Annotated in this window: 16 protein-coding genes, 1 pseudogene and 1 riboswitch; of the genes and pseudogenes, 16 read left to right on the top strand and 1 reads right to left on the bottom strand. The window is 67.8% G+C overall.

Going from position 1 to position 21,876, the window contains the following annotated elements:
* Positions 1-14: 14 nt before the first annotated feature.
* From ftsL to ftsZ, 13 genes are all read left to right on the top strand, one after another.
* Positions 15-317, top strand: a complete 303-nt coding sequence (gene ftsL, locus BV908_RS03210; RefSeq protein WP_015914268.1) for a cell division protein FtsL — start codon at positions 15-17, stop codon at positions 315-317.
* Entirely contained in the window at positions 314-2,062 is a 1,749-nt protein-coding gene (locus BV908_RS03205) for a penicillin-binding protein 2 (protein ID WP_103737184.1), read from the top strand. Before ftsL ends, BV908_RS03205 begins: the two co-directional genes overlap by 4 nt.
* Positions 2,059-3,564 carry a UDP-N-acetylmuramoyl-L-alanyl-D-glutamate--2,6-diaminopimelate ligase gene (locus tag BV908_RS03200; RefSeq protein WP_015914266.1) on the top strand — a complete coding sequence of 502 codons (1,506 nt, stop codon included), beginning with the start codon at positions 2,059-2,061 and terminating at the stop codon, positions 3,562-3,564. Before BV908_RS03205 ends, BV908_RS03200 begins: the two co-directional genes overlap by 4 nt.
* On the top strand, positions 3,561-5,009 hold the full coding sequence (gene murF, locus BV908_RS03195; protein ID WP_103737183.1) for a UDP-N-acetylmuramoyl-tripeptide--D-alanyl-D-alanine ligase: 1,449 nt from the start codon (positions 3,561-3,563) through the stop codon (positions 5,007-5,009). Before BV908_RS03200 ends, murF begins: the two co-directional genes overlap by 4 nt.
* Complete coding sequence (gene mraY / locus BV908_RS03190; protein ID WP_088888341.1) at positions 5,000-6,178, top strand: phospho-N-acetylmuramoyl-pentapeptide-transferase; 1,179 nt, start codon at positions 5,000-5,002, stop codon at positions 6,176-6,178. The genes murF and mraY overlap by 10 nt, the downstream gene beginning before the upstream one ends.
* On the top strand, positions 6,175-8,073 hold the full coding sequence (gene murD / locus BV908_RS03185; protein ID WP_210433985.1) for a UDP-N-acetylmuramoyl-L-alanine--D-glutamate ligase: 1,899 nt from the start codon (positions 6,175-6,177) through the stop codon (positions 8,071-8,073). Before mraY ends, murD begins: the two co-directional genes overlap by 4 nt.
* Positions 8,070-9,350 carry a putative lipid II flippase FtsW gene (ftsW, locus tag BV908_RS03180; protein WP_011806765.1) on the top strand — a complete coding sequence of 427 codons (1,281 nt, stop codon included), beginning with the start codon at positions 8,070-8,072 and terminating at the stop codon, positions 9,348-9,350. Before murD ends, ftsW begins: the two co-directional genes overlap by 4 nt.
* A gap of 94 nt (positions 9,351-9,444) precedes the next feature.
* Positions 9,445-10,644 (top strand): undecaprenyldiphospho-muramoylpentapeptide beta-N-acetylglucosaminyltransferase, encoded by a 1,200-nt coding sequence (gene murG, locus BV908_RS03175; RefSeq protein WP_011806764.1) that lies wholly within the window; start codon positions 9,445-9,447, stop codon positions 10,642-10,644.
* Positions 10,641-12,074, top strand: a complete 1,434-nt coding sequence (gene murC / locus BV908_RS03170) for a UDP-N-acetylmuramate--L-alanine ligase (RefSeq protein WP_103737182.1) — start codon at positions 10,641-10,643, stop codon at positions 12,072-12,074. The genes murG and murC overlap by 4 nt, the downstream gene beginning before the upstream one ends.
* Entirely contained in the window at positions 12,071-13,069 is a 999-nt protein-coding gene (locus tag BV908_RS03165) for a D-alanine--D-alanine ligase (RefSeq protein WP_103737181.1), read from the top strand. Before murC ends, BV908_RS03165 begins: the two co-directional genes overlap by 4 nt.
* Positions 13,066-13,899 carry a cell division protein FtsQ/DivIB gene (locus BV908_RS03160; RefSeq protein WP_015914260.1) on the top strand — a complete coding sequence of 278 codons (834 nt, stop codon included), beginning with the start codon at positions 13,066-13,068 and terminating at the stop codon, positions 13,897-13,899. Before BV908_RS03165 ends, BV908_RS03160 begins: the two co-directional genes overlap by 4 nt.
* A gap of 17 nt (positions 13,900-13,916) precedes the next feature.
* A complete protein-coding gene (gene ftsA, locus BV908_RS03155) occupies positions 13,917-15,146 on the top strand; it encodes a cell division protein FtsA (protein ID WP_015914259.1) in 1,230 nt (409 codons plus the stop codon).
* A gap of 162 nt (positions 15,147-15,308) precedes the next feature.
* On the top strand, positions 15,309-16,538 hold the full coding sequence (ftsZ, locus tag BV908_RS03150; protein ID WP_011806759.1) for a cell division protein FtsZ: 1,230 nt from the start codon (positions 15,309-15,311) through the stop codon (positions 16,536-16,538).
* Positions 16,539-17,020: 482 nt separating this feature from the next.
* On the opposite strand, the pseudogene BV908_RS03145 reads toward ftsZ, so the two are convergent.
* Positions 17,021-18,349: pseudogene (locus BV908_RS03145) on the bottom strand (methyl-accepting chemotaxis protein); the annotation flags it as partial.
* A gap of 289 nt (positions 18,350-18,638) precedes the next feature.
* Here BV908_RS03145 and lpxC point away from each other — a divergent pair.
* The 3 genes from lpxC (at position 18,639) to thiC (ending at position 21,846) form a co-directional block, all read left to right on the top strand.
* Entirely contained in the window at positions 18,639-19,562 is a 924-nt protein-coding gene (gene lpxC / locus BV908_RS03140) for a UDP-3-O-acyl-N-acetylglucosamine deacetylase (protein ID WP_015914257.1), read from the top strand.
* A gap of 18 nt (positions 19,563-19,580) precedes the next feature.
* Positions 19,581-19,757, top strand: coding sequence for a hypothetical protein (locus tag BV908_RS22400; RefSeq protein ID WP_011806756.1), 177 nt, complete (start codon positions 19,581-19,583; stop codon positions 19,755-19,757).
* A 33-nt stretch (positions 19,758-19,790) separates the two neighbouring features.
* Positions 19,791-19,900: riboswitch (TPP riboswitch) on the top strand.
* A 101-nt stretch (positions 19,901-20,001) separates the two neighbouring features.
* Positions 20,002-21,846, top strand: coding sequence for a phosphomethylpyrimidine synthase ThiC (thiC, locus tag BV908_RS03135; protein WP_103737217.1), 1,845 nt, complete (start codon positions 20,002-20,004; stop codon positions 21,844-21,846).
* Positions 21,847-21,876 lie beyond the last annotated feature (30 nt).

Genomic DNA, 21,876 nt, shown 5'->3' with positions numbered 1-21,876 from the left:
ACGGGAGGCGGGCGATGACGCGCATCAGCCTTGTGCTGCTGCTGGCGGTGATGGCCAGCGCGCTATACCTCGTGCATACGCAATACCAGTCGCGAAGGCTGTTCACCGAACTCGATCGCGCGGTGGCTGAGTCGCGCCGCCTGGAGACCGAGCACCAGCGTCTGCAGGTGGACAAGCGCGCGCAGGCCACGCCGCTGCGCGTGGAGCGCCTGGCGCGCGACCGGCTGCAGATGCGTACCGCCACGCCGGCCATTACCGAATACGTGACCGACGGCGGTAACGTCGTCGTGCCAGCTGGCGAGGGGCGCGCGCCGTGAGCAGCCGCAGCGTCAACTACACCTCCAGCCCTCTGCTGGCCAGCAAGACACCTGTCTGGCGCAGCAAGTTCATCGTCGCCCTGGTGGCGCTGGGTTTCGTGGGCCTGGCGGGGCGCGCCGCCTACGTGCAGGTGATTGGCAACGACTTCTTTCAGCGCCAGGGCGAGGTACGTTTTGCGCGCACGCTGGAGCTGCCGGCCAACCGGGGCCGCATCCTCGACCGCAATGGCCTCATCCTCGCTTCCAGCGTTCCGGCGGCCAGCATCTGGGCCATCCCTGAAGATGTGGAAATGGCCAAACCCGAGGTGCGCGCCAAGCTCAAGGACCTGGCGCGTCTCATGGACATGCCGCTGTCCACGCTGCAGGGCAAGCTGGCCGACGAGGACAAGACCTTCGTCTGGATCAAGCGCCAGCTCGACTGGGACGTGGGCCAGCAGGTCACCGCCCTGGGGCTGAAGGGCATCTACCTGCGCAAGGAATACAAGCGCCAGTATCCCGAGGGCGAAGCCGCCGCGCACGTGGTGGGCTTCACGAACGTGGAAGACCATGGTCAGGAAGGCATGGAGCTGGCCTTCGACAAGGATCTGGCGGGCAAGCCAGGGTCGCGCCGCGTCATCAAGGATCGCCTGGGCCGCGTGGTGGAGGGCGTAGGCGCCGAAGTGCCGCCCGTGGATGGCAAGGACATGCAGCTGTCCATCGACAGCAAGGTGCAGTTCTTCGCCTACCAGAAGCTGCGCGACACCGTGCAGGCGCACAAGGCCAAGGCCGGCAGCGTGGTGGTGCTGGATGCGCGCACGGGCGAGGTGCTGGCCTTGGCCAACTACCCCAGCTATGTGCCCGACAAGCGCCAGAACCTGACGGGCGAGCAACTGCGCAACCGCGCGCTCACCGACGTGTTCGAACCCGGCTCCACCATCAAGCCCATCACGGTGGGGCTGGCGCTGGAGAGCGGCCGCTTCAAGCCCGAAACCAGCGTGGACACCACGCCAGGCCGCTTGACCATCACCGGCTCGACGATCAGCGATACGCACAACTACGGGCTGTTGACCGTGGAGGGCGTGATCCAGAAGTCCAGCAACGTGGGTACCACGAAGATCGCGATGCAGCTGCCGGCGCAGGAAATGTGGGAAACCTTCTCTGCCGTCGGCTTCGGGCAAAAGCCGCAGATCGCCTTTCCGGGGGTGGCGAGCGGGCGGCTGCGCCCCTACAAGAGCTGGCGGCCCATCGAGCAGGCCACCATGTCCTACGGCTACGGGCTGTCGGCCAGCCTGTTCCAGATGGCGCGCTCCTATACCGTGTTTTCCAACGGCGGCAAGGTGATTCCCGCCACCATGCTGAAGACCCACGAAGCGCCCGTGGGCGTGCCCGTGTTCTCCGAACGCACCGCCAACCAGGTGCGCAAGATGCTGCAGATGGCCGCGGGGCCCGGCGGCACGGGCCAGAAGGCGCAGACGGTGGGCTATTCCGTGGGCGGCAAGTCCGGCACGGCGCGCAAGCAGGTGGGCAAGAGCTACGCCTCGGGCAAGTACCGCGCCTGGTTCACCGGGCTTGCGCCCATCGATCACCCGCGCATCATCGTGGCCGTGATGGTCGACGAGCCCAGCAACGGCGTGATCTACGGCGGTGCGGTCGCGGCACCGGTGTTCAGTGAAGTGGTGCAGCAGACCCTGCGCATGATGGGCGTGGCGCCCGACATGGCTGTCAAGCCGCTCATCGTCTCCAACGGTGTGGAGGAATCGCTGTGAACGCACTGCACACGCTCACCACCCTGCAGGAGGCCGTGGACTGGCTGCGCCAGCGCGTCACGGGCACGCTGCAGACGGACAGCCGCCTGATCCAGCCGGGCGATGGGTTCATCGCGTGGCCCGGCGCGGCCACGGACGGGCGCGCCCACGTGGGCGACGCCGTGGCGCGCGGCGCTGCCGCCTGCTTGGTGGAGTGCGAGGGCGTGGAGCCCTTCGCCCTCGCGGGAGACCACATCGCGGCGCTGCGCGGCCTCAAGGCCGCGACCGGCATGATTGCCTCCGAATGGTTCGGCCACCCTACCCAGCGCCTGCAGGTGCTGGCCGTGACTGGCACCAACGGCAAGACCAGCACGGCCTGGTGGCTGGCGGATGCGCTCAATCAACTATCAAAAGAAGAGCTGCCAGCGCTTGCTGGATGCGCGCTGGTGGGTACTTTGGGCATGGGCGTGCCGCCAGCGTTGCAGACCACGGGCATGACGACCCCCGACCCGGTGCGCCTGCAGCGCGCCTTTGCGCAGTTTGCGGAAGCGGGCCATCGCGCCTGCGCCATCGAGGCATCGTCTATCGGCCTGGCCGAGCACCGCCTGGACGGCACACGCATTCACGTGGCGCTGTTCACCAACTTCACGCAGGACCACCTGGACTACCACCCGGGCATGGCCGCCTACTGGCAGGCCAAGCGCGCACTGTTCGACTGGCCGGGGCTGCGCGCATCCGTAGTCAATGTGGACGACCCGCAGGGCGCCGCTCTGCATGCCGAGCTGCAGGGCAGTGACCTGGATCTGTGGAGCGTCTCTCTGCAGGGCCCCGCCCGCCTGCAGGCCAAGCACATCGTGCACACGGGTGCCGGCCTGGCCTTCACGGTGGCCGAAGGCGCGCATACGGAGGTGCTGCAAACGCAGGTCATCGGCCTGTACAACGTGTCCAACCTGTTGGGCGTGATTGCAGGCATGCGTGCGCTGGGGGTGCCTCTGGCGCAGGCGCTCCAGGCCTGCGCGCGCCTGCGGCCCGTGCCCGGGCGCATGGAGCAGTTGGCGGCCGCTGGCCAGCCGCTGGTGGCTGTGGACTATGCCCACACGCCCGATGCGCTGCACCAGGCGCTGGCCGCGCTCAAGCCCGTGGCGGCGCAGCGCGGAGGGCGGCTGTGGTGCGTGTTCGGCTGCGGTGGCAATCGCGACGCCGGCAAGCGTCCGCTGATGGGAGCCGTGGCACAGCGCGAGGCCGACGAGGTCATCGTCACCAGCGACAACCCGCGGGGTGAGGAGCCGCAATCCATCATCCACCAGATCCTGCTGGGCACGATTGCAGGCACCAGCGTGCGTGCCGAGGTCGACCGCGCCGCGGCCATCGCGCAAGCGCTGGCCGATGCCGGCGCCAACGATGTGGTGCTGATTGCCGGCAAGGGCCATGAGGACTACCAGGAGACGGCGGGCCAGCGTGTGCCGTTCTCCGACATGGCGCACGCGCGTGCAGCGCTCGCGCGCCGAGGAGGCGTGGCATGAGCCACCACCAGAACAACTCCCCCATGATGACGCTGTACCAGGCGTTTGATCTGCTGCGCGCCCGCATTCCTGGTGCGCGACTGGTCGGCGAAGGTGCCACGCCGCTTGCGCGCGTGCACACCGATACACGCACGCTGGCCGCAGGTGACCTGTTCGTGGCGCTCAAGGGTGAGCGTTTCGATGCGCACCAGTTCCTGTCCCAGGCGCGAACGGCCGGCGCCGCGGCGGCTATTGCGCATGCGGGCCTGGCCGACGCCGGTCTGCCCGGCATCGAGGTCCCCGACACCCTGGCCGCCCTGGGTGCGCTGGCCGCTGGCTGGCGCGCGCAGCGGGATCTGCCGCTGATCGCCGTGACCGGCAGCAACGGCAAGACCACGGTCACGCAAATGATCGCGGCGGTGCTGCGGGCCTGGAAAGGCGACGCTGCGCTGGCCACGCAGGGCAACTTCAATAACGACGTGGGCGTACCCCTCACGCTGCTGCGCCTGCGGCCGGGCCACGAGGCTGCGGTGGTCGAGTTGGGCATGAACCATCCCGGCGAGATCGCGAATCTGGCGGACATTGCCCGGCCCACCGTGGCCCTGGTCAACAACGCCCAGCGCGAGCACCTGGAATTCATGCACACGGTCGAGGCCGTGGCGCGCGAGAACGGCAGCGTGCTGTCTGCCCTGCCGGCCGATGGCACGGCTGCGTTCCCGGCGGCAGATGCCTTCACGCCCTTGTGGCGCGAGCTGGCCGGCACGCGGCACTGCCTGACCTTTGGTGAGACCGCGGGCGAGGTGCGTTGCGCCGCTGCGCAATGGGGCGACGGCGCATGGCAGGTGCGCATTGACACCCCCAACGGCGCATTCGATACGCGGCTGGCCATCGCAGGGCGCCACAACGTCACCAATGCCCTGGCCGCCACGGCCTGCGCGCTGGCGGCGGGGGTGCCTCTGGCGAGCATTGCGCAAGGGTTGGCGGCTTTCGCGCCGGTCAACGGGCGCTCGCGCGCACTGGCCGTGCGTTGCGGGGGGCGTTCCATCACGGTGGTGGACGATAGCTACAACGCCAACCCCGACTCGGTGCACGCGGCCATCGAGGTGTTGGCCGCACTGCCTGGCCCGCGCCTGCTGGTGCTGGGAGACATGGGCGAGGTGGGCGACCAGGGGCCGCAGTTCCACGCCGAGGCCGGCGCGCATGCCCGTGAGCGCGGCATCGAGCAGCTGTTTGCGCTGGGCGACCTGAGCGCCCACGCCGTGCAGGCCTGTGGGACGGCCGCACGGCATTTCAAGGACATGGCCACGCTGCAGGCCGCAGTGGGGCAGGCCCTGCCCACGGTGGGCAGCGTGCTGGTGAAGGGATCGCGATTCATGAAGATGGAACAGGTCGTGCAGGCGCTGCAGGCACTGCATGAGGACGGCGCCGCAGGCGCGGCCGCGCAAGGGGGAGCCGCATGCTGCTGATGCTGACCCAATGGCTGCAAGGCCTGTCGCCCGAGCTGAGCTTTCTGCGGGTGTTCCAGTACCTCACGCTGCGGGCGGTGATGGCGGCGCTGACTGCGCTGCTCATCGGCCTGATCGCGGGGCCGAAGGTCATCCGTATGCTGACCTCGCTCAAGATCGGCCAGCCGATCCGCGGCTACGCCATGCAGACGCACCTGTCCAAGAGCGGCACGCCCACCATGGGCGGCGTGTTGATTCTGGGTTCCATTGCCATCTCCACGCTGCTGTGGTTCGACCTGTCCAACCGTTTCGTGTGGATCGTGCTGGCCGTGACGCTGGGGTTTGGCGCCATTGGCTGGGTGGACGACTGGCGCAAGGTGGTCAACAAGGACCCCGAGGGCATGCGTTCGCGCGAGAAGTATTTCTGGCAGTCGGTGATCGGGCTGCTGGCCGCGCTGTACCTCGTATTCAGCATTTCCGAGAACTCCAACACGCGGGTGTTCGAGCTGTTCATCACCTGGGTGCAGTCCGGCTTTTCGATGGACCTGCCGCCCAAGGCAGGCCTGCTGGTGCCGTTCTTCAAGGAAGTGAGCTACCCGCTGGGGGTGCTGGGCTTCGTGATCCTGACCTACCTGGTGATCGTGGGCTCCAGCAACGCCGTGAACCTGACCGATGGCCTGGATGGCCTGGCCATCATGCCCGTGATCATGGTGGGCGCCTCGCTGGGCATCTTCGCCTACGTGACCGGTAACGCGGGCTATGCGAAATACCTGCTGTTCCCTTATATCGCCGGCTCGGGCGAGCTGTTGATCTTCTGCGCCGCCATGGCGGGCGCGGGCCTCGCCTTCCTGTGGTTCAACACCCACCCCGCCCAGGTTTTCATGGGCGACGTCGGCGCGCTGGCTTTGGGCGCTGCGCTGGGCACGATCGCGGTCATCGTGCGCCAGGAGATCGTGCTGGCCATCATGGGCGGCATCTTCGTGGTGGAAGCGCTTTCGGTGATGCTGCAGGTGACCTGGTTCAAGTACACCAAGCGCAAGTATGGCGAGGGCCGGCGCCTCCTCAAGATGGCGCCGCTGCACCACCACTTTGAGAAGAGCGGCTGGAAGGAGACGCAGGTCGTCGTGCGCTTCTGGATCATCACCATGCTGTTGTGCCTCGTGGGTCTGACCACGCTGAAGCTGCGATGAACACTGGCCACCACGATCCCCTGCACCCCGACGCATTCGGCGCCGCAGCGACGACTGTGCCCCCGGCGCCCCCGTCCACGCCCACGCCCGGGGAGCGGGACGACGCGTTGCCGCAGGATGCGGCGCACGACAGTCCGCCGCAGGATCTATCGCCCTTGCCAGCGCCCGCGCAAGATGCAGCGGCGCGCTATGACTACACCGCACCCGCGGTGTCAGCCGCGGCCGCCGCTGCCGAGTTCGTGGCGCGCATCTTTGCCGACGCGGCTCCGGCGGAGGGTGGCGCTGGCACGTCTGCTGAAGACCCCCCCGGTTCTCCGGCTGCGGACCACGCCGTTGAGGAGCCTGCCGTCGCGTCCGAGGAGGCCCCGCAGGCGCCGCCCGCGCTTGCCGGCAAGCAGGTGCTGGTGCTGGGTCTGGGCGCCTCGGGCCTGGCCATGGCGCGCTGGTGTGTGCGCTGTGGTGCGCAGGTCACCGTGGCCGACACGCGCAGCAGTCCGCCGCAGCTGGCGGTGCTGCGCGCAGAACTGCCGCAGGTGGAGTTCATCGCCGGCGCCTTCGATGAGACCCTGGTGCAGGGGCGCGCGCTGCACGCGGTATACCGTTCGCCAGGTCTGAGTCCGAATGAGATTGCTCCTGTTGTTATAGCTGCTCGCGCCCGCCAGATAAGCGTGGAAGGCGAATTGGGTTTGTATGCGCAGGCGCTGCGCGAGCTGCGCGCCGGTCAGGGCTACGCGCCCGCGGTGCTGGCCATCACTGGCACCAATGGCAAGACCACCGTGACCTCGCTCACGGGGCTGCTGGTGGAGTGCGCGGACAAGCGCGTGGCGGTGGCCGGCAACATCGGCCCCACGCTGCTGGATACGCTGGCGCAGCACATCGACGCGGGCACGCTGCCCGAGGTGTGGGTGCTGGAGCTGTCGAGCTTTCAGCTCGATGGCGTGCAGGGCTTCGAGCCCACGGCCGCGGCCGTGCTCAACATCACGCAGGACCACCTGGACTGGCACGGCAGCCTGCAGGCCTACGCACAGGCCAAGGGGCGCATCTTCGGCGAAACCGGCCTCATGGTGCTCAACCGCGAGGACGCGGAAGTCATGGCCCTGCTGCCGCCGCCAGTGCGCGTGAAGCTGCAAAAGCCCCAGTTGCGCGCACACGTGACCTTCGGTGGCGACATGCCGCAGCGCCCGGGGGACTTCGGCATCGAGGTGGTCAGCGGCATGGCCTGGCTGGTGCGTGCACACGAAGCGGACGAAACGGCCAAGCGCGGCAAGGCGCAGGACGCCGAGCTGCACATCCAGCGCCTGATGCCCGCCGACGCGCTGCGCATCCGCGGGCGGCACAACGCCATCAATGCCCTGGCTGCGCTGGCGCTGGCCCAGGCTGCGGGTTGCCCGCTCGCGCCCATGCTCTACGGCCTGCGCGAATACCGCGGTGAGCCGCACCGCGTGGAGCCCGTGGGCATCGTGCGCGAGGTGGAGTACTTCGACGACAGCAAGGGCACCAACGTGGGCGCCACGGTGGCTGCGCTGACCGGACTGGGCGCCGACCGGCGCCTGGTGGTGATCCTGGGTGGCGACGGCAAGGGTCAGGACTTCTCGCCGCTGGCCGCGCCCGTGGCGCGCTATGCGCGCGCGGTGGTGTTGATCGGGCGCGACGCGCCGCAGATCCGCGCCGCGCTGCAGGGCTGCGGCGTGCCGCTGCAGGACGCCGCCACGCTGCCCGAGGCCGTGCAGTTGGCCACACAGCGCGCCCATGTGGGCGACGCCGTGCTGCTGTCGCCCGCCTGCGCCAGCCTGGACATGTTCGACAATTACGCGCACCGCGCTCGCGTTTTCTGCGAAGCCGTGCAGGCGCTGGCCGAAGACGCCGGCCAGACGCTGGAAGGAGGGACGGCATGACCGCCGCGACCGCCGCTTCCCGTCCCTCGTTGTGGCAGCGCATGCGGGCCTGGGCGGGTGCCGCGCCGGCCGCAAACGCCGACGTCCTGCCCGTGCGCGTGGGCGGCACCGAATACCGTCGCACGGCCGCCACGCCCGCACGCGTGCTGGGCTTCGACCAGGCGCTGTTGTGGGTGGTGGTCCTGCTGCTGGCCTTCAGCGTGGTGATGGTGTATTCGGCCTCGATCGCCATGCCGGACAACCCGCGCTTTGGCAACATCGCGCCCACGCACTTCCTGCTGCGCCACGCGATTGCCATCGGCGTGGGGTTCGTCGCGGCACTGATCGCGTTCCAGGTATCGATGGACACTTGGGAGCGCATGGCGCCGTGGTTGTTCGTGGCCTCCATCGTGCTATTGATCGCGGTGCTGATCCCGCACGTGGGCACCATGGTGAACGGCGCGCGGCGCTGGCTCAGCCTGGGGTTCATGAACTTCCAGCCGTCCGAGCTGGCGAAGTTCGCGGTGCTGATCTACGCATCGGACTACATGGTGCGCAAGATGGAGGTCAAGGAGCGGTTCTTTCGCGCCGTGCTGCCCATGGCCGCCGCCGTGGCGGTGGTGGGTGCGCTGCTGCTGGCAGAGCCCGACATGGGCGCCTTCATGGTGATCGCGGTGATCGCCATGGGCATCCTGTTCCTGGGGGGCGTGAACGCGCGCATGTTCTTCCTGATTGCGGGTGTGCTGGTGGCGGCCTTCGCCATCATGATCGCCAGCTCACCCTGGCGCCGCGAGCGCGTGTTTGCCTACCTCGATCCGTTCAGCGAGCAACACGCCCTGGGCAAGGGCTACCAGCTCTCGCATGCGCTGATCGCCATTGGCCGCGGCGAGATCTTCGGTGTGGGGCTGGGTGGCAGCGTCGAGAAGCTGCACTGGCTGCCCGAGGCGCATACCGACTTCCTGCTGGCGGTGATCGGCGAAGAATTTGGCCTGGTGGGTGTGCTCACGCTGATCGTCGCCTTCCTGTGGATGACGCGGCGCATCATGCACATCGGCCGCCAGGCCATCGCGCTGGACCGCGTGTTCTCGGGCCTCGTAGCCCAGGGCGTGGCGATATGGATGGGCTTTCAGGCCTTCATCAACATGGGAGTGAACCTGGGGGCGCTGCCCACCAAGGGGCTGACGCTGCCGCTGATGAGCTTTGGCGGATCGGCCATCCTGATGAACCTGGTCGCCATCGCGGTGGTCCTGCGTGTGGATTACGAAAACAAGCTGCTCATGCGCGGAGGCCGTGCATGAGGAACCTTATTCACCGCCTCGGGCTTGTGGCAGTGCGTCGGTACTGCCGGCTTGCCATGCCCCTGCGCGCGCGCCGCGCACCAGGAGTGCCGACATGACGTCACGTTTCGGCCACAGCCAGCACCCCCGCCGTGGGCGATCCGCGCGCGCGCGGGCCGGACGGCGCGAGGGCGTTCAGTCCAACTTTCCCGCGACGCAGGTCCTGGAGCGCTCTGCGCACTCCCTTCCCGCGCGCCAACGCACGGCGCTGGTCATGGCCGGTGGAACGGGTGGACATATCTTTCCTGGCCTGGCACTGGCCGAGGCGCTGCGCGAACGTGGCTGGCAGGTGCATTGGCTGGGCACGCCCGGCAGCATGGAAGAGCGCCTGGTGCCGCCGCGCGGTTTTGCGTTCGAGCCCATCGATTTCTCCGGCGTGCGCGGCAAGGGCCTGAAGACGCTGCTGGCCTTGCCGCTGCGGCTGGCGCGCGCATGCCTGCAGGCGCGCGCGGTCGTGCGTCGGCTGCAGCCGGACGTGGTGATCGGCCTGGGCGGGTACGTCACCTTCCCTGGCGGCATTGCCGCGCGCCTGGCGCGCAAGCCGCTGCTGCTGCACGAGCAGAACTCAGTGCCCGGCATGGCCAACAAGCTGCTGTCGCGGCTGGCCACGCGGGTCTACACGGCCTTTCCCAATGTGCTGCCCGATGCGCAGTGGGTGGGCAACCCCATGCGGCGCGCCTTTACGCGCCAGCCCCGTCCCGAGCGGCGCCTTGCCGGGCGCGAAGGTCCGCTGCGCCTGCTGGTGGTGGGCGGCAGTCTGGGCGCCAAGGCGCTCAACGACATCGTGCCCCAGGCGCTGGCATGGATCCATGAGCAGGACCGACCCATCGTCACCCACCAGAGCGGAGAGTCCCAGATCGAGGCGCTGCGCCGCAGCTACGCGGCGGCGGGCGTCGAGGCCACGCTCACGCCGTTCATCGAGGACACCGCAGCCGCGTTCGCCGAAGCGGACCTGGTGCTGTGCCGCGCGGGCGCCAGCACGGTGACGGAGATTGCGGCCGTGGGGGCTGCGGCGGTCTTCGTGCCATTCCCGCACGCGGTGGACGACCACCAGACCACCAACGCGCAGTACCTGGTGAAGGTGGGCGGGGGCTGGCTGGTGCAGCAGGCCGACCTGACCGCCCACGGCCTGGCCGAGATGCTGCAGAACATGAAGCGCCAGGACCTGCTGGCCAAGGCGCAAAAGGCACGCACGATGCGAAAGATCAACGCAACCCGCGACATCGTCGCGGCATGTGAAAGGCTGGCACGATGAAGCAGGCCATTCGCCACATCCACTTCGTCGGCATCGGCGGCTCCGGCATGTGCGGCATTGCCGAGGTGTTGCACAACCTGGGCTATGTGGTTTCCGGCTCCGACCTGGCCGACAGCCCCACGCTGCGCCGCCTGCAGTCACTGGGCGTGGCCACCCATGTGGGCCACGCGGCGGCGCACATCGCTGGTGCGGACGCCGTGGTGACCTCCACCGCTGTGCAGGCCGACAACCCCGAGGTGCTGGCCGCGCGTGAGCGCAAGATACCCGTGGTGCCGCGCGCGTTGATGCTGACCGAGCTGATGCGCCTGCGCAAGGGCATCGCCATTGCCGGCGCACACGGCAAGACCACCACCACCAGCCTGGTGGCCAGCGTGCTGGGGGAGGCGGGGCTGGACCCGACCTTCGTGATCGGCGGGCGGCTGAACAGCGCGGGCACCAATGCCAAGCTGGGCCAGGGCGAGTACATCGTGGTCGAGGCCGACGAGTCGGATGGCTCGTTCCTCAACCTGCTGCCCGTGATGGCGGTGGTCACCAACATCGATGCCGATCACATGGAGACCTACGGCCACGACTTCGGCCGGCTCAAGCAGGCATTCGTGGACTTCCTGCACCGCATGCCGTTTTACGGCACGGCCATCCTGTGCATCGACAACCCGGCGGTGCGCGACATCCTGCCGCTGGTGACCTGCCCGGTGACGAGCTACGGCCTGTCCGAAGATGCCGAGGTGCGCGCCGTGGATGTGCGTGCCGTGGGCACGCAGATGCATTTCACCGTGCAGCGGCGCAACGGCGTGACGCTGCCGGACCTGCAGGTCGTGCTCAACCTGGCCGGCGAGCACAACGTGCTCAACGCCCTGGCGGTGATCGCCGTGGCGGCCGAGCTGAACGTGCCCGACGAGGCCCTGCTGCGCGCACTCGCTGGTTTCACCGGGGTGGGGCGGCGCTTCCAGCGCCACGGCGACCTGCCCGCGCAGGGTGGGGGGCACTTCACGTTCATCGAGGACTACGGGCACCACCCGGTGGAGATGGCGGCCACGCTTGCGGCCGCGCGCGGGGCGTATCCGGGGCGGCGCTTGGTGCTGGCCTTCCAGCCGCACCGCTACAGCCGCACGCGCGACTGCTTCGAGGACTTCGTCAAGGTGCTGGGCACAGCCGACGCGGTGCTGCTGACCGAGGTCTATGCCGCGGGCGAGGCGCCCATCGTGGCGGCCGACGGCCGGTCGCTGGCACGCGCACTGCGCGTGGCCGGGACGGTGGAGCCGGTGTTCATCGACAACGTGGCCGACATGCCGCAGCGCATTGCCGCGGGCGCCCGGGATGGCGATGTGGTGCTGTGCATGGGGGCGGGCTCGATCGGTGGCGTACCCGCCAAGGTGGTTGATTTGCTACAAAAAAATGAGCTGCTAGCGCAGGAAGGACGGGCGCAATGAGCCAAAATGACCCCAAGATTGATGTGAAGGCGCTGGGCAAAGTGGCCGTGCTCATGGGGGGCACGTCGGCCGAGCGTGAGGTGTCGCTGATGTCGGGCGGCGGCGTGCTGCAGGCGCTGCGCTCGCGCGGCGTGGACGCGCATGCGTTCGACCCCGCGCACAGTGATCTGTCGGAGCTCAAGGCCCACGGCTACAGCCGCTGCTTCATCGCGCTGCACGGCCGCCATGGCGAGGACGGTACGGTGCAGGGCGCGCTGGAGCTGCTGGGCATTCCGTACACCGGTCCCGGCGTGATGGCGTCCAGCGTCGCCATGGACAAGATCATGACCAAGCGCATCTGGCGCGCGGACGGCCTGCCCACGCCAGACTGGCGCCTGGTGTCCAGCAGTGCGGAGACGGCCCAGGCCTTCCAGGAGCTGGGCGCGCCGATGATCGTCAAGCCCTCGCGCGAGGGCTCCACCATCGGCCTGACCAAGGTCACTTCGCTGGGGCAGTGCGAACAGGCGTATCTGCTGGCCGCGCAGCATGACCCCGAGGTGCTGTGCGAGCAGTTCATCGATGGTGACGAGACCACCTGTCCCATACTGGGCCAAGGCGCCGAGGCGCGCGCGCTGCCGGTGATCCGCATCGAGGCGCCCCAGGGCAACTACGACTACCAGAACAAGTACTTCACCGACGTCACGCAGTACCACTGCCCGAGCGGCCTGCCCGAGGCCGAGGAGCGCGAGATCCAGCGCATCGTCGTGCAGGCCTACCGTACGCTGGGTTGCCGCGGCTGGGCGCGCGCCGACATCATGATCCGCGCGAGCGACCGCAAGCCCTTCCTGCTGGAAATCAACACCTCGCCCGGCATGACCGGCCACTCGCTGGTGCCGATGTCGGCCAATGCCAGCGGCGTCAGCTACCCCGACCTGTGCCTGCGCATCCTGGCGAGCGCGTCGCTGGACGCGCTGCAGGGCCGGGCCGGTGCGGCAGGAGGACGGGAGCCGGTATGAACAACACGCTGCCCGCACCGCTGGACGTTCGCCTCATGAACATGACCGCTACGGTCCTGTTCCTGGGCTGCGCCCTGGCCGTGCTGGCGGTGGGCGGAGGCTGGCTGCTGCGCCACCCTGCGTTTTCGATCGGGCGCATCGTGGTGGAGGGCGACCTCGTGCACACCAGCGCGTTGAGCCTGCGTGCCAACGTTGCGCCGCAACTCGTGGGCAACTTCTTCACCATCGACTTGCAGGCCGCGCGCCGCGCCTTCGAGCAGGTGCCCTGGGTGCGGCAGGCTTATGTGCGCCGCGAGTTCCCTAGTGGACTGCGCGTGCAGCTGCAGGAGCACGACGTGGTCGCCTACTGGGGGGCCGAAGGCAGCGACACCCTGGTCAATAGCCGGGGCGAGGTCTTTGAAGCCGACGCGGGCGACCTGGAGCAGGACAACCTGCCGCGCCTGATGGGCACGCCCGAGCGCTCCGCGGAGTTGCTGCAGATGTACCGCCAGCTGGCGCCCGCGTTGGCGCCGCTGGGTTCCGGCATCGACTCGTTGCAGCTCACGGGGAATGGAGGCTGGCGGGTCACGCTGGACAGCGGGGCGGTGCTGGAGCTGGGGAGTGGCTCGACGCAATTGCTGATGCAGCGCGTGTCGCGTTTGGTGCACACGCTGCCGGACGTGGCGCAGCGGCAGGGGCGTCGCGTGGATGCGCTGGAGTACGCCGACTTGCGGCATGAAAGCGGCTATGCGCTGCGCCTGCGCGGCGTCACCACCGTGAGTACGGACGCACAGAAGGCGGCTGCGCTGCGCGCGGCGTCGCGTGCGCGCAGGGCGGGGCAGAACAACTGAGGGCAGGACAGAGAACTATGGCAAGAGAATACAAAGACGTGGTCGTGGGGCTGGACATCGGCACCGCCAAGGTCATGGCAGTCGTCGCTGAAGTGCTGCCCGGGGGCGAGCTGAAGCTGGCCGGCCTGGGCGTAGCCCCCAGCAACGGCTTGAAGCGCGGCGTGGTGGTGAACATCGACGCCACGGTGCAGAGCATCCAGCAGGCGCTGAAGGAGGCCGAGTTGATGGCCGACTGCAAGATCCAGCGCGTCTATACCGGCATCACGGGCAGCCATATCCGCGGCCTCAACTCCAGCGGCATGGTGGCCGTGAAGGACAAGGAGGTCACGCCGGCGGACGTGGCGCGCGTGGTGGAGACGGCCAAGGCCATCAACATCTCCAGCGACCAGCGGCTGCTGCTGGTGGAGCCGCAGGAGTTCGTGATCGACGGGCAGGATGTCAAAGAGCCCATCGGCATGAGCGGCATCCGCCTGGAGGCCAAGATCCACATCGTGACCGGCGCGCAGAGCGCGGCCGAGAACATCATCAAGTGCGTGCGCCGCTGCGGCCTGGAAGTGGAGCAGCTGATGCTGAACCCGCTGGCGAGCAGCCAGGCCGTCCTTACCGATGACGAGCGCGAACTGGGCGTGGCCGTGGTGGACATTGGCGCGGGCACCACCGATGTGGCCATCTTCACCGGGGGGGCGATCCGCCACACGGCGGTGATCCCGATCGCGGGCGACCTGATCACCAGCGATATCGCGATGGCGCTGCGCACACCCACCAAGGACGCCGAGGACATCAAGGTGGAGAGCGGCTACGCCAAGCAGTTGCTCGCCGACCCTGAGGCGCAGGTCGAGGTGCCGGGCCTGGGCGACCGCAGCCCGCGCATGCTGTCCAAGCAGGCGCTGGCGGGTGTGATCGAACCGCGCGTGGAGGAGATCTTCTCGCTGGTGCAGCAGGTGATCCGCGAGTCCGGCTATGAGGAGGTGCTGTCCTCGGGCATCGTGATCACGGGCGGCAGCTCCGTCATGCCGGGCATGGTGGAGCTGGGCGAGGACATCTTCCTCAAGCCCGTGCGCCGCGGCATCCCGAAGTACTCCAGCGCGCTGGCCGACATGATTGCCCAGCCGCGCGCCGCCACGGTCATGGGCCTGCTGGAAGAGGCGCGCCTGGCGCGCCTGCGCGGCTTCAAGGTGGCAGCCAAGAGCGGCTCGGTGAAGACCGCGTTCGGCCGGTTCAAGGACTTCATCGTGGGGAACTTCTGACATGACCTTCCCCCCGCTCTGGATGGCACGCGCCAGTCCGCCGCCGCGGCGCCGCGGGCGATGGCGAAGTACCGCGCCTCCGCCCGACGGCAATGACCGTCCCCTAACAAACACCAACCTACGGCAATTGCAAATCACAACCCAAGTTTCAGGAGCACCATCATGACCATCGAAATGATCGAGTCCGAAGAGTTCAACCAGGGCACGCAGATCAAGGTGATCGGTGTCGGCGGGGGCGGCGGCAACGCCGTCGAGCACATGATCTCGCGCAACGTGCAGGGCGTGGAGTTCGTCACGGCCAACACCGACGCGCAGGCGCTCACCCGCAGCACGGCGCATCGCACCATCCAACTGGGCGCAAGCGGCTTGGGCGCGGGCAGCAAGCCCGACAAGGGCCGCGAGGCCGCCGAGGCTGCGCAGGAGGACATCCGCCAGGCCATCCAGGGCTCGCACATGCTGTTCATTACCGCCGGCATGGGCGGCGGCACGGGCACGGGCGCTGCGCCCGTGATCGCGCGCGTGGCCAAGGAGATGGGCATCCTTACGGTGGGCGTGGTCACCAAGCCCTTCGACTGGGAGGGCGGGCGCCGCATGAAGAACGCCGACGATGGACTGGCCGAGCTCGAAGCCAACGTCGACTCGCTGATCGTCGTGCTCAACGAGAAGCTGCTGGAGGTGCTGGGCGATGACATCACCCAGGAAGAAGCCTTCGCGCACGCCAACGATGTGCTCAAGAACGCGGTCGGCGGTATCGCCGAGATCATCAACGAGTACGGCCAGGTGAACGTGGACTTCGAGGACGTGCGCACCGTGATGGGCGAACCCGGCAAGGCGATGATGGGCACGGCCACGGCCAGCGGCCCGGATCGCGCGCGCATCGCGGCCGAGCAGGCCATCGCCTGCCCGCTGCTCGAAGGCATCGACCTGTCGGGCGCCAAGGGCGTGCTGGTGCTGGTCACGGCAAGCAAGGGCAGCCTCAAGCTGGCCGAATCGCGGCTGGCAATGAACACCATCAACGCCTACGCCTCGCCGGACGCGCATGTGATCTTCGGCGCGGCATACGACGACACGCTGGGCGACGAGATCCGCGTGACCGTGGTGGCCACGGGCCTGTCGCGCCAGAACGCGCGCCGCCAGCCCATGCAGGTGGTGCAGGGCAGCCTGCGCACCGGCACGGACAACGTGGCGTACCAGATGCCGATGGCCGGCGCAGCGGTCGGAGTTTCCGCCGGCATGGTGGGCGGTGCGGCCCAGGCCGACTACGGCAGCATGGCCGTGCCGAGCGTCTGGCGCACCAACCGTTCCGTGGCCACGGCGCGCGTGGATGCGCTGTCTTCGGGCGGCATGGATGAACTGGAGATTCCGGCCTTCCTGCGCAAGCAGGCGGACTGAAGCTCCACCGGCGCCACGACCAAGGTGCCTGAATGAAAAAGCCGCTGGCGTGCCAGCGGCTTTTTCATGTGCGGTCGCGCATCCGCATGACGTGCGCTACACGGCGCGCGCTGGCGCCTGCGGGCGCCGCACGGATCGGCGTCAGAACGATTCCCAGTCGCCGTCGTCCGGGCCGGCGCCGGGCGCCTTGGCGGGCTTGGCCTGTAGCGCGGGTGCCGCGGGAGTGGACAGAGCGCGAGGTGCGCTTGCGGCCGGGCGCGCCGCGGGGGTGCAGCACGCGTGATCGCCGTGGCGGGGCGGGGCCGCTGTACCTCGCCTGCCTGCACGCGGAACAGCGCCACCACGTCGGTCAGCTTCATGGCCTGCTCGCGCAGGCTGGCCGCCGCGGCGGTGGATTCCTCCACCAGCGCGGAGTTCTGCTGCGTCATCTGGTCAAGCTGGTGCATGGCGGTGCTGACCTGGGCAATGCCCTGGCTTTGCTCGGAGGTGGCGGCGCGCACTTCGCCAATGATGTCCGTCACCCGCTGAACGCTGCTGACGATCTCGGTCATGGTGCTGCCGGCGCTGTCCACCAGTGTCGTGCCGGAGCGGACCTTTTCCACCGAATCGTTGATCAACGCCTTGATCTCCTTGGCGGCTTGCGCACTGCGCTGCGCGAGCGTGCGGACTTCTCCGGCCACCACGGCAAAGCCCCGGCCTTGTTCGCCGGCGCGCGCGGCCTCCACGGCAGCGTTGAGCGCCAGGATGTTGGTCTGGAAGGCGATACCGTCGATCACGCCGATGATGTCGCTGATCTTGCCGCTGCTGGCGTTGATGCCTTCCATGGTGCTCACCACCTGGGATACCACGTCCCCGCCGCGTGCCGCCACCTGCGCGGCCGATGCGGCCAATTGGTTGGCGGTCTGGGTGGCGTCGGAGGTCTGGCGCACCGTGCTGGAGAGCTCTTCCATGCTGCTGGCCGTGGCCTGCAGGTTGCTGGCCGTGTCCTCGGTGCGATGGGCCAGGTCGTTGTTGCCCTGCGCGATCTCACTGGCCGCGGTGGCAATGCTGTCTGAGGCGCTGCGCACCTCGACCACGAGGCGGCGCAGCGAGGCCACCATCTGCGACAGCCCATCCATCAGCGATCCTGCGGGCGCGGGAGGGATGGCGGTGTCCAGATGGCCCTGCGCGACTTCCGACATGACGCTCATGGCGTGGGCAGGTTCGCCGCCGATCTGGCGCACCACCGAGCGGAACACCGCAAAACCGACCATTCCCACGGCAAGGGTGACGAGCGCGACCACCAGCAGGTCGGTCAGCAGCGCCTGGCGCACTGCGGCATCGATATCGTCGGTGTACAAGCCGGAGCCCACCATCCAGTTCCATCCATCGATGCGCACGGCGTACTGCAGCTTGGGTGCGAGCGTCTGCTCGCCAGGGCGCATGAACCTGGCAGAGACATACGCCTTGCCATCCTTGCTGCGCTGCAGTGCGTCCGTGATCTGTTTGAGCAGGTCGTTGCCATCGCCGTCCTTGAGCTTGCCGGCCATGTCCTGGCCTTCCCACTTGGGCTTGATGGGGTGCATCACGCCGCGGCTGTCCATGGTCCAGATGTAGAAATACTCGGTCTTGCCTTCCGCACCGCCGTAGCGCGACAGGCGCAGGGATTCCTTGGCGGCCTTCTGCGCGTCCTCTACGCTCATCGCGCCCTTGTCGGCCGCTTCCTTGTAAGCGGCGACGATGCTGTGCGCCGTCTGCACGGCGGTGGTCAGGGTTTCCTTGCGGGCGTCGATGATGAGCTTGCGCTCCTGCAGCAACGACAGGGTCGACATCACGATCAGCGCGAGCAGCGCCGTTCCCAGCATGGCAAGAATCTTCATCTTGAGGCTGAGCTTGGTCATGGGGGGCTTTCTCCGAAATTCGCCAAAATGGCGAGTTTTGTAAACATTTATTAACATAATTACCGCATTTGTTCCAATTTTGTTCGGCGACGCGCTCGTTGTCCGTATGTCAGCGCTTCTGCAGATCGACGCGCAGCGCAGGCGGCAGAACGTTTCGCTGCTATCAACGTCATAGAAAAGGGGTACTGCCGGCCCGTGTCTGGCGGCCTAGAATCGGCGGATGCTTCAGCAACGCACCATCAAGACCCTGACCCGCGCCGTGGGCGTAGGCCTGCACAGCGGCCAGCGGGTCGAGTTGACGTTGCGCCCGGCACAGCCGGACACGGGGATCGTGTTCCGCCGCGTGGATCTGCCGGAGCCGGTGGACATTCCCATTACCGCCACGGCCGTCGTGGATACGCGCATGGCCTCGACCATTGGCGCCGGCGGTGCGAAGGTGCATACCGTGGAGCACCTCATGTCGGCCTGCGCAGGGCTGGGGCTGGACAACCTCTACATCGACATCACGGCGGAGGAGGTGCCGATCCTCGACGGATCGTCCGCTTCCTTCGTGTTCCTGCTGCAAAGCGCGGGGGTGGAGTTGCAGAACGCGCCCAAGCGCTTCATACGGGTCAAGCGCCCCGTGGAAGTGCGTGAAGGCACGGGCCAGCAGCTCAAGTGGGCGCGGCTGGAGCCCTACCATGGCTTCAAGCTGCGCTTCGACATCGACTTCGCCCACCCCGCCGTGGACTCCACCGGGCAGAGCGCGGAGTTCGATCTGGGCGAAGGCAACTACGCGCGCGACATTGCGCGCGCCCGCACCTTCGGCTTCACGAAGGACGTGGAGATGCTGCGCTCCAGCGGCCTGGCGCTGGGTGGCGGGCTGGACAACGCCATCGTCATGGACGACTACAAGGTGCTCAACGCCGATGGTCTGCGCTACGACGCCGAGTTCGCCCGCCACAAGATCCTCGATGCCATGGGTGACCTGTACCTCGTCGGCAAGCCGCTGCTGGCGGCCTATAGCGCCTTCCGCTCGGGCCACGCCATGAACAACCTGCTGTTGCGCGAACTGCTGGCCCACGAGGATGCGTGGGAGATCGTGACCTTCGAGAATGAGCGCCAGGCGCCCGCAGGTTTCACACAGCCGGTGCGTGCCTGGTAATGGACGGGGGACGCGTGCATGTTGATCTTCCGATGGGCTGTCCTTCTGCTGCTGCTGGCTGCCGGCGTGTCGTTTGCCTTTTTTGCCGCTACGGGACAGCAGCGCTACAAGCGTTTTGGACTGGTCATCGTCAAATGGACCGTGATCGCGGCGTCCATGTTCTTCCTGGTGCTGATCCTCGAGCGTCTGCTGTAAGGCACCTTGCTGGCGGTCAAGTCGCCTATACTCGGCCCCGCTCCGGGGTGCACGTAACGGCGTGCTGAGATGGCGGACCTGACCGCCGGAACCGCGAACTTGATCTGGTTCATGCCAGCGTAAGAAGAGCTGCAGTCGGATAGGGGGAAACGGGTACACCCGCAAGAAGGGTCGTGCTCCGTCCGTCCATCCGATCGATAGCGGAGCAATTCCATCCATCCCGCCGATGAAGGAGCTGCCCGCCATGAATGCCCCCGACAAGTTCGCCAGCCTGCTTGCGCTCACGCGCGAACCCTTTCCCGCTTCCACCAAGTCCTACCTCGCCGGCAGCCAGCCCGGGCTGCGCGTGCCGGTGCGCGACATTCAGCTCACCAACGGCGAAGTGGTGAGCGTGTACGACACGTCCGGCCCCTATACCGATCCTGCGGTGCAGATCGACGTGCGCAAGGGTTTGGAGAGCGTGCGGGGCGAATGGATTGCCGCGCGCGGCGACACCGAGGGCTATGAGGGTCGCGTGCGCAAGGCGCTGGACGACGGCCAGAAGGCCGAGGATGGCGACCGCCTGGCCCAGCTGCGCGCCGAGGCTGCGGCGCTGCAGCGCCAGCCGCTGCGCGCCAGGAGCGGCGCCAACGTCACGCAGATGCACTACGCGAAGAAGGGCATCGTCACTCCCGAGATGGAATACGTGGCCTTGCGCGAGAACGGTCGCCGTGAGTGGATGCAGCAATACATGCAGGACACCGCGCGCGAGCAGCGCCTGGCCGGCAACCCGCTGGGTGCGAGCATTCCGAAAATCATCACGCCCGAGTTCGTGCGCGACGAGGTCGCCCGTGGCCGCGCCATCATTCCCGCCAACATCAACCACCCCGAAGTGGAGCCCATGGCCATCGGGCGCAACTTCAAGGTGAAGATCAACGCCAACATCGGCAACTCCGCCGTCACGTCGAGCATCGAGGAAGAGGTGGAGAAGCTCGTCTGGGCCATCCGCTGGGGCGCCGACAACGTGATGGACCTGTCCACCGGCAAGAACATCCACACCACGCGCGACTGGATCGTGCGCAACTCGCCCGTGCCCATCGGCACGGTGCCTATCTACCAGGCGCTGGAAAAGGTCGGTGGCATTGCCGAGGACCTGACCTGGGAGATCTTCCGCGACACGCTGATCGAGCAGGCCGAGCAGGGCGTGGACTATTTCACCATCCACGCGGGCGTGCGCCTGGCCTACATCCAGCTCACCGCCGCGCGCCGCACGGGCATCGTGTCCCGTGGCGGCTCCATCATGGCCAAGTGGTGCATGGCGCACCACAAGGAGAGCTTCCTCTACACGCACTTTGAGGACATTTGCGACATCATGAAGGCGTACGACGTGTCGTTCAGCCTGGGTGATGGCCTGCGCCCCGGCTGCGCCTCGGACGCCAACGACGAAGCCCAGTTTGCCGAGCTGCACACGCTGGGCGAGCTGACGCAGATTGCCTGGAAGCACGACGTGCAGACCATGATCGAAGGCCCCGGCCACGTGCCCATGCACATGATCCAGGCCAACATGACGGAGCAGCTCAAGACCTGCCACGAGGCGCCGTTCTACACCCTGGGCCCGCTGACCATCGACATCGCCCCCGGCTACGACCACATCGCCAGCGCCATCGGTGCCGCCATGATCGGCTGGATGGGCACGGCCATGCTGTGCTACGTGACGCCCAAGGAGCACCTGGGCCTGCCCGACCGTGACGACGTGAAGCAGGGCATCATTGCCTACAAGATCGCGGCCCACGCGGCAGACGTCGCCAAGGGGCATCCGGGTGCCCGTGCGCGCGACGATGCGCTCAGCCAGGCGCGGTTCGACTTCCGCTGGCAGGACCAGTTCAACCTGGGCCTGGACCCCGATACGGCCAAGGAATACCACGACGAGACCCTGCCCAAGGACAGCGCCAAGGTGGCGCACTTCTGCTCCATGTGCGGGCCGAAGTTCTGCTCGATGAAGATCACGCAGGAAGTGCGCGAATTCGCCCAACAGGGCCTGCAGTCCAAGGCCGAGGAGTTCAACCGCACGGGCGGCGAGCTCTACGTGCCCATCCACCGCGCCGACTGACCCACGCAAAGCCGCCGGCCTGTCATGCCC

Source organism: Diaphorobacter sp. LR2014-1 (genome assembly GCF_002916785.1).
Classification (GTDB): Bacteria; Pseudomonadota; Gammaproteobacteria; order Burkholderiales; family Burkholderiaceae_C; genus Diaphorobacter; species Diaphorobacter nitroreducens.
This window is presented reverse-complemented; position numbering and strand designations above follow the sequence as displayed.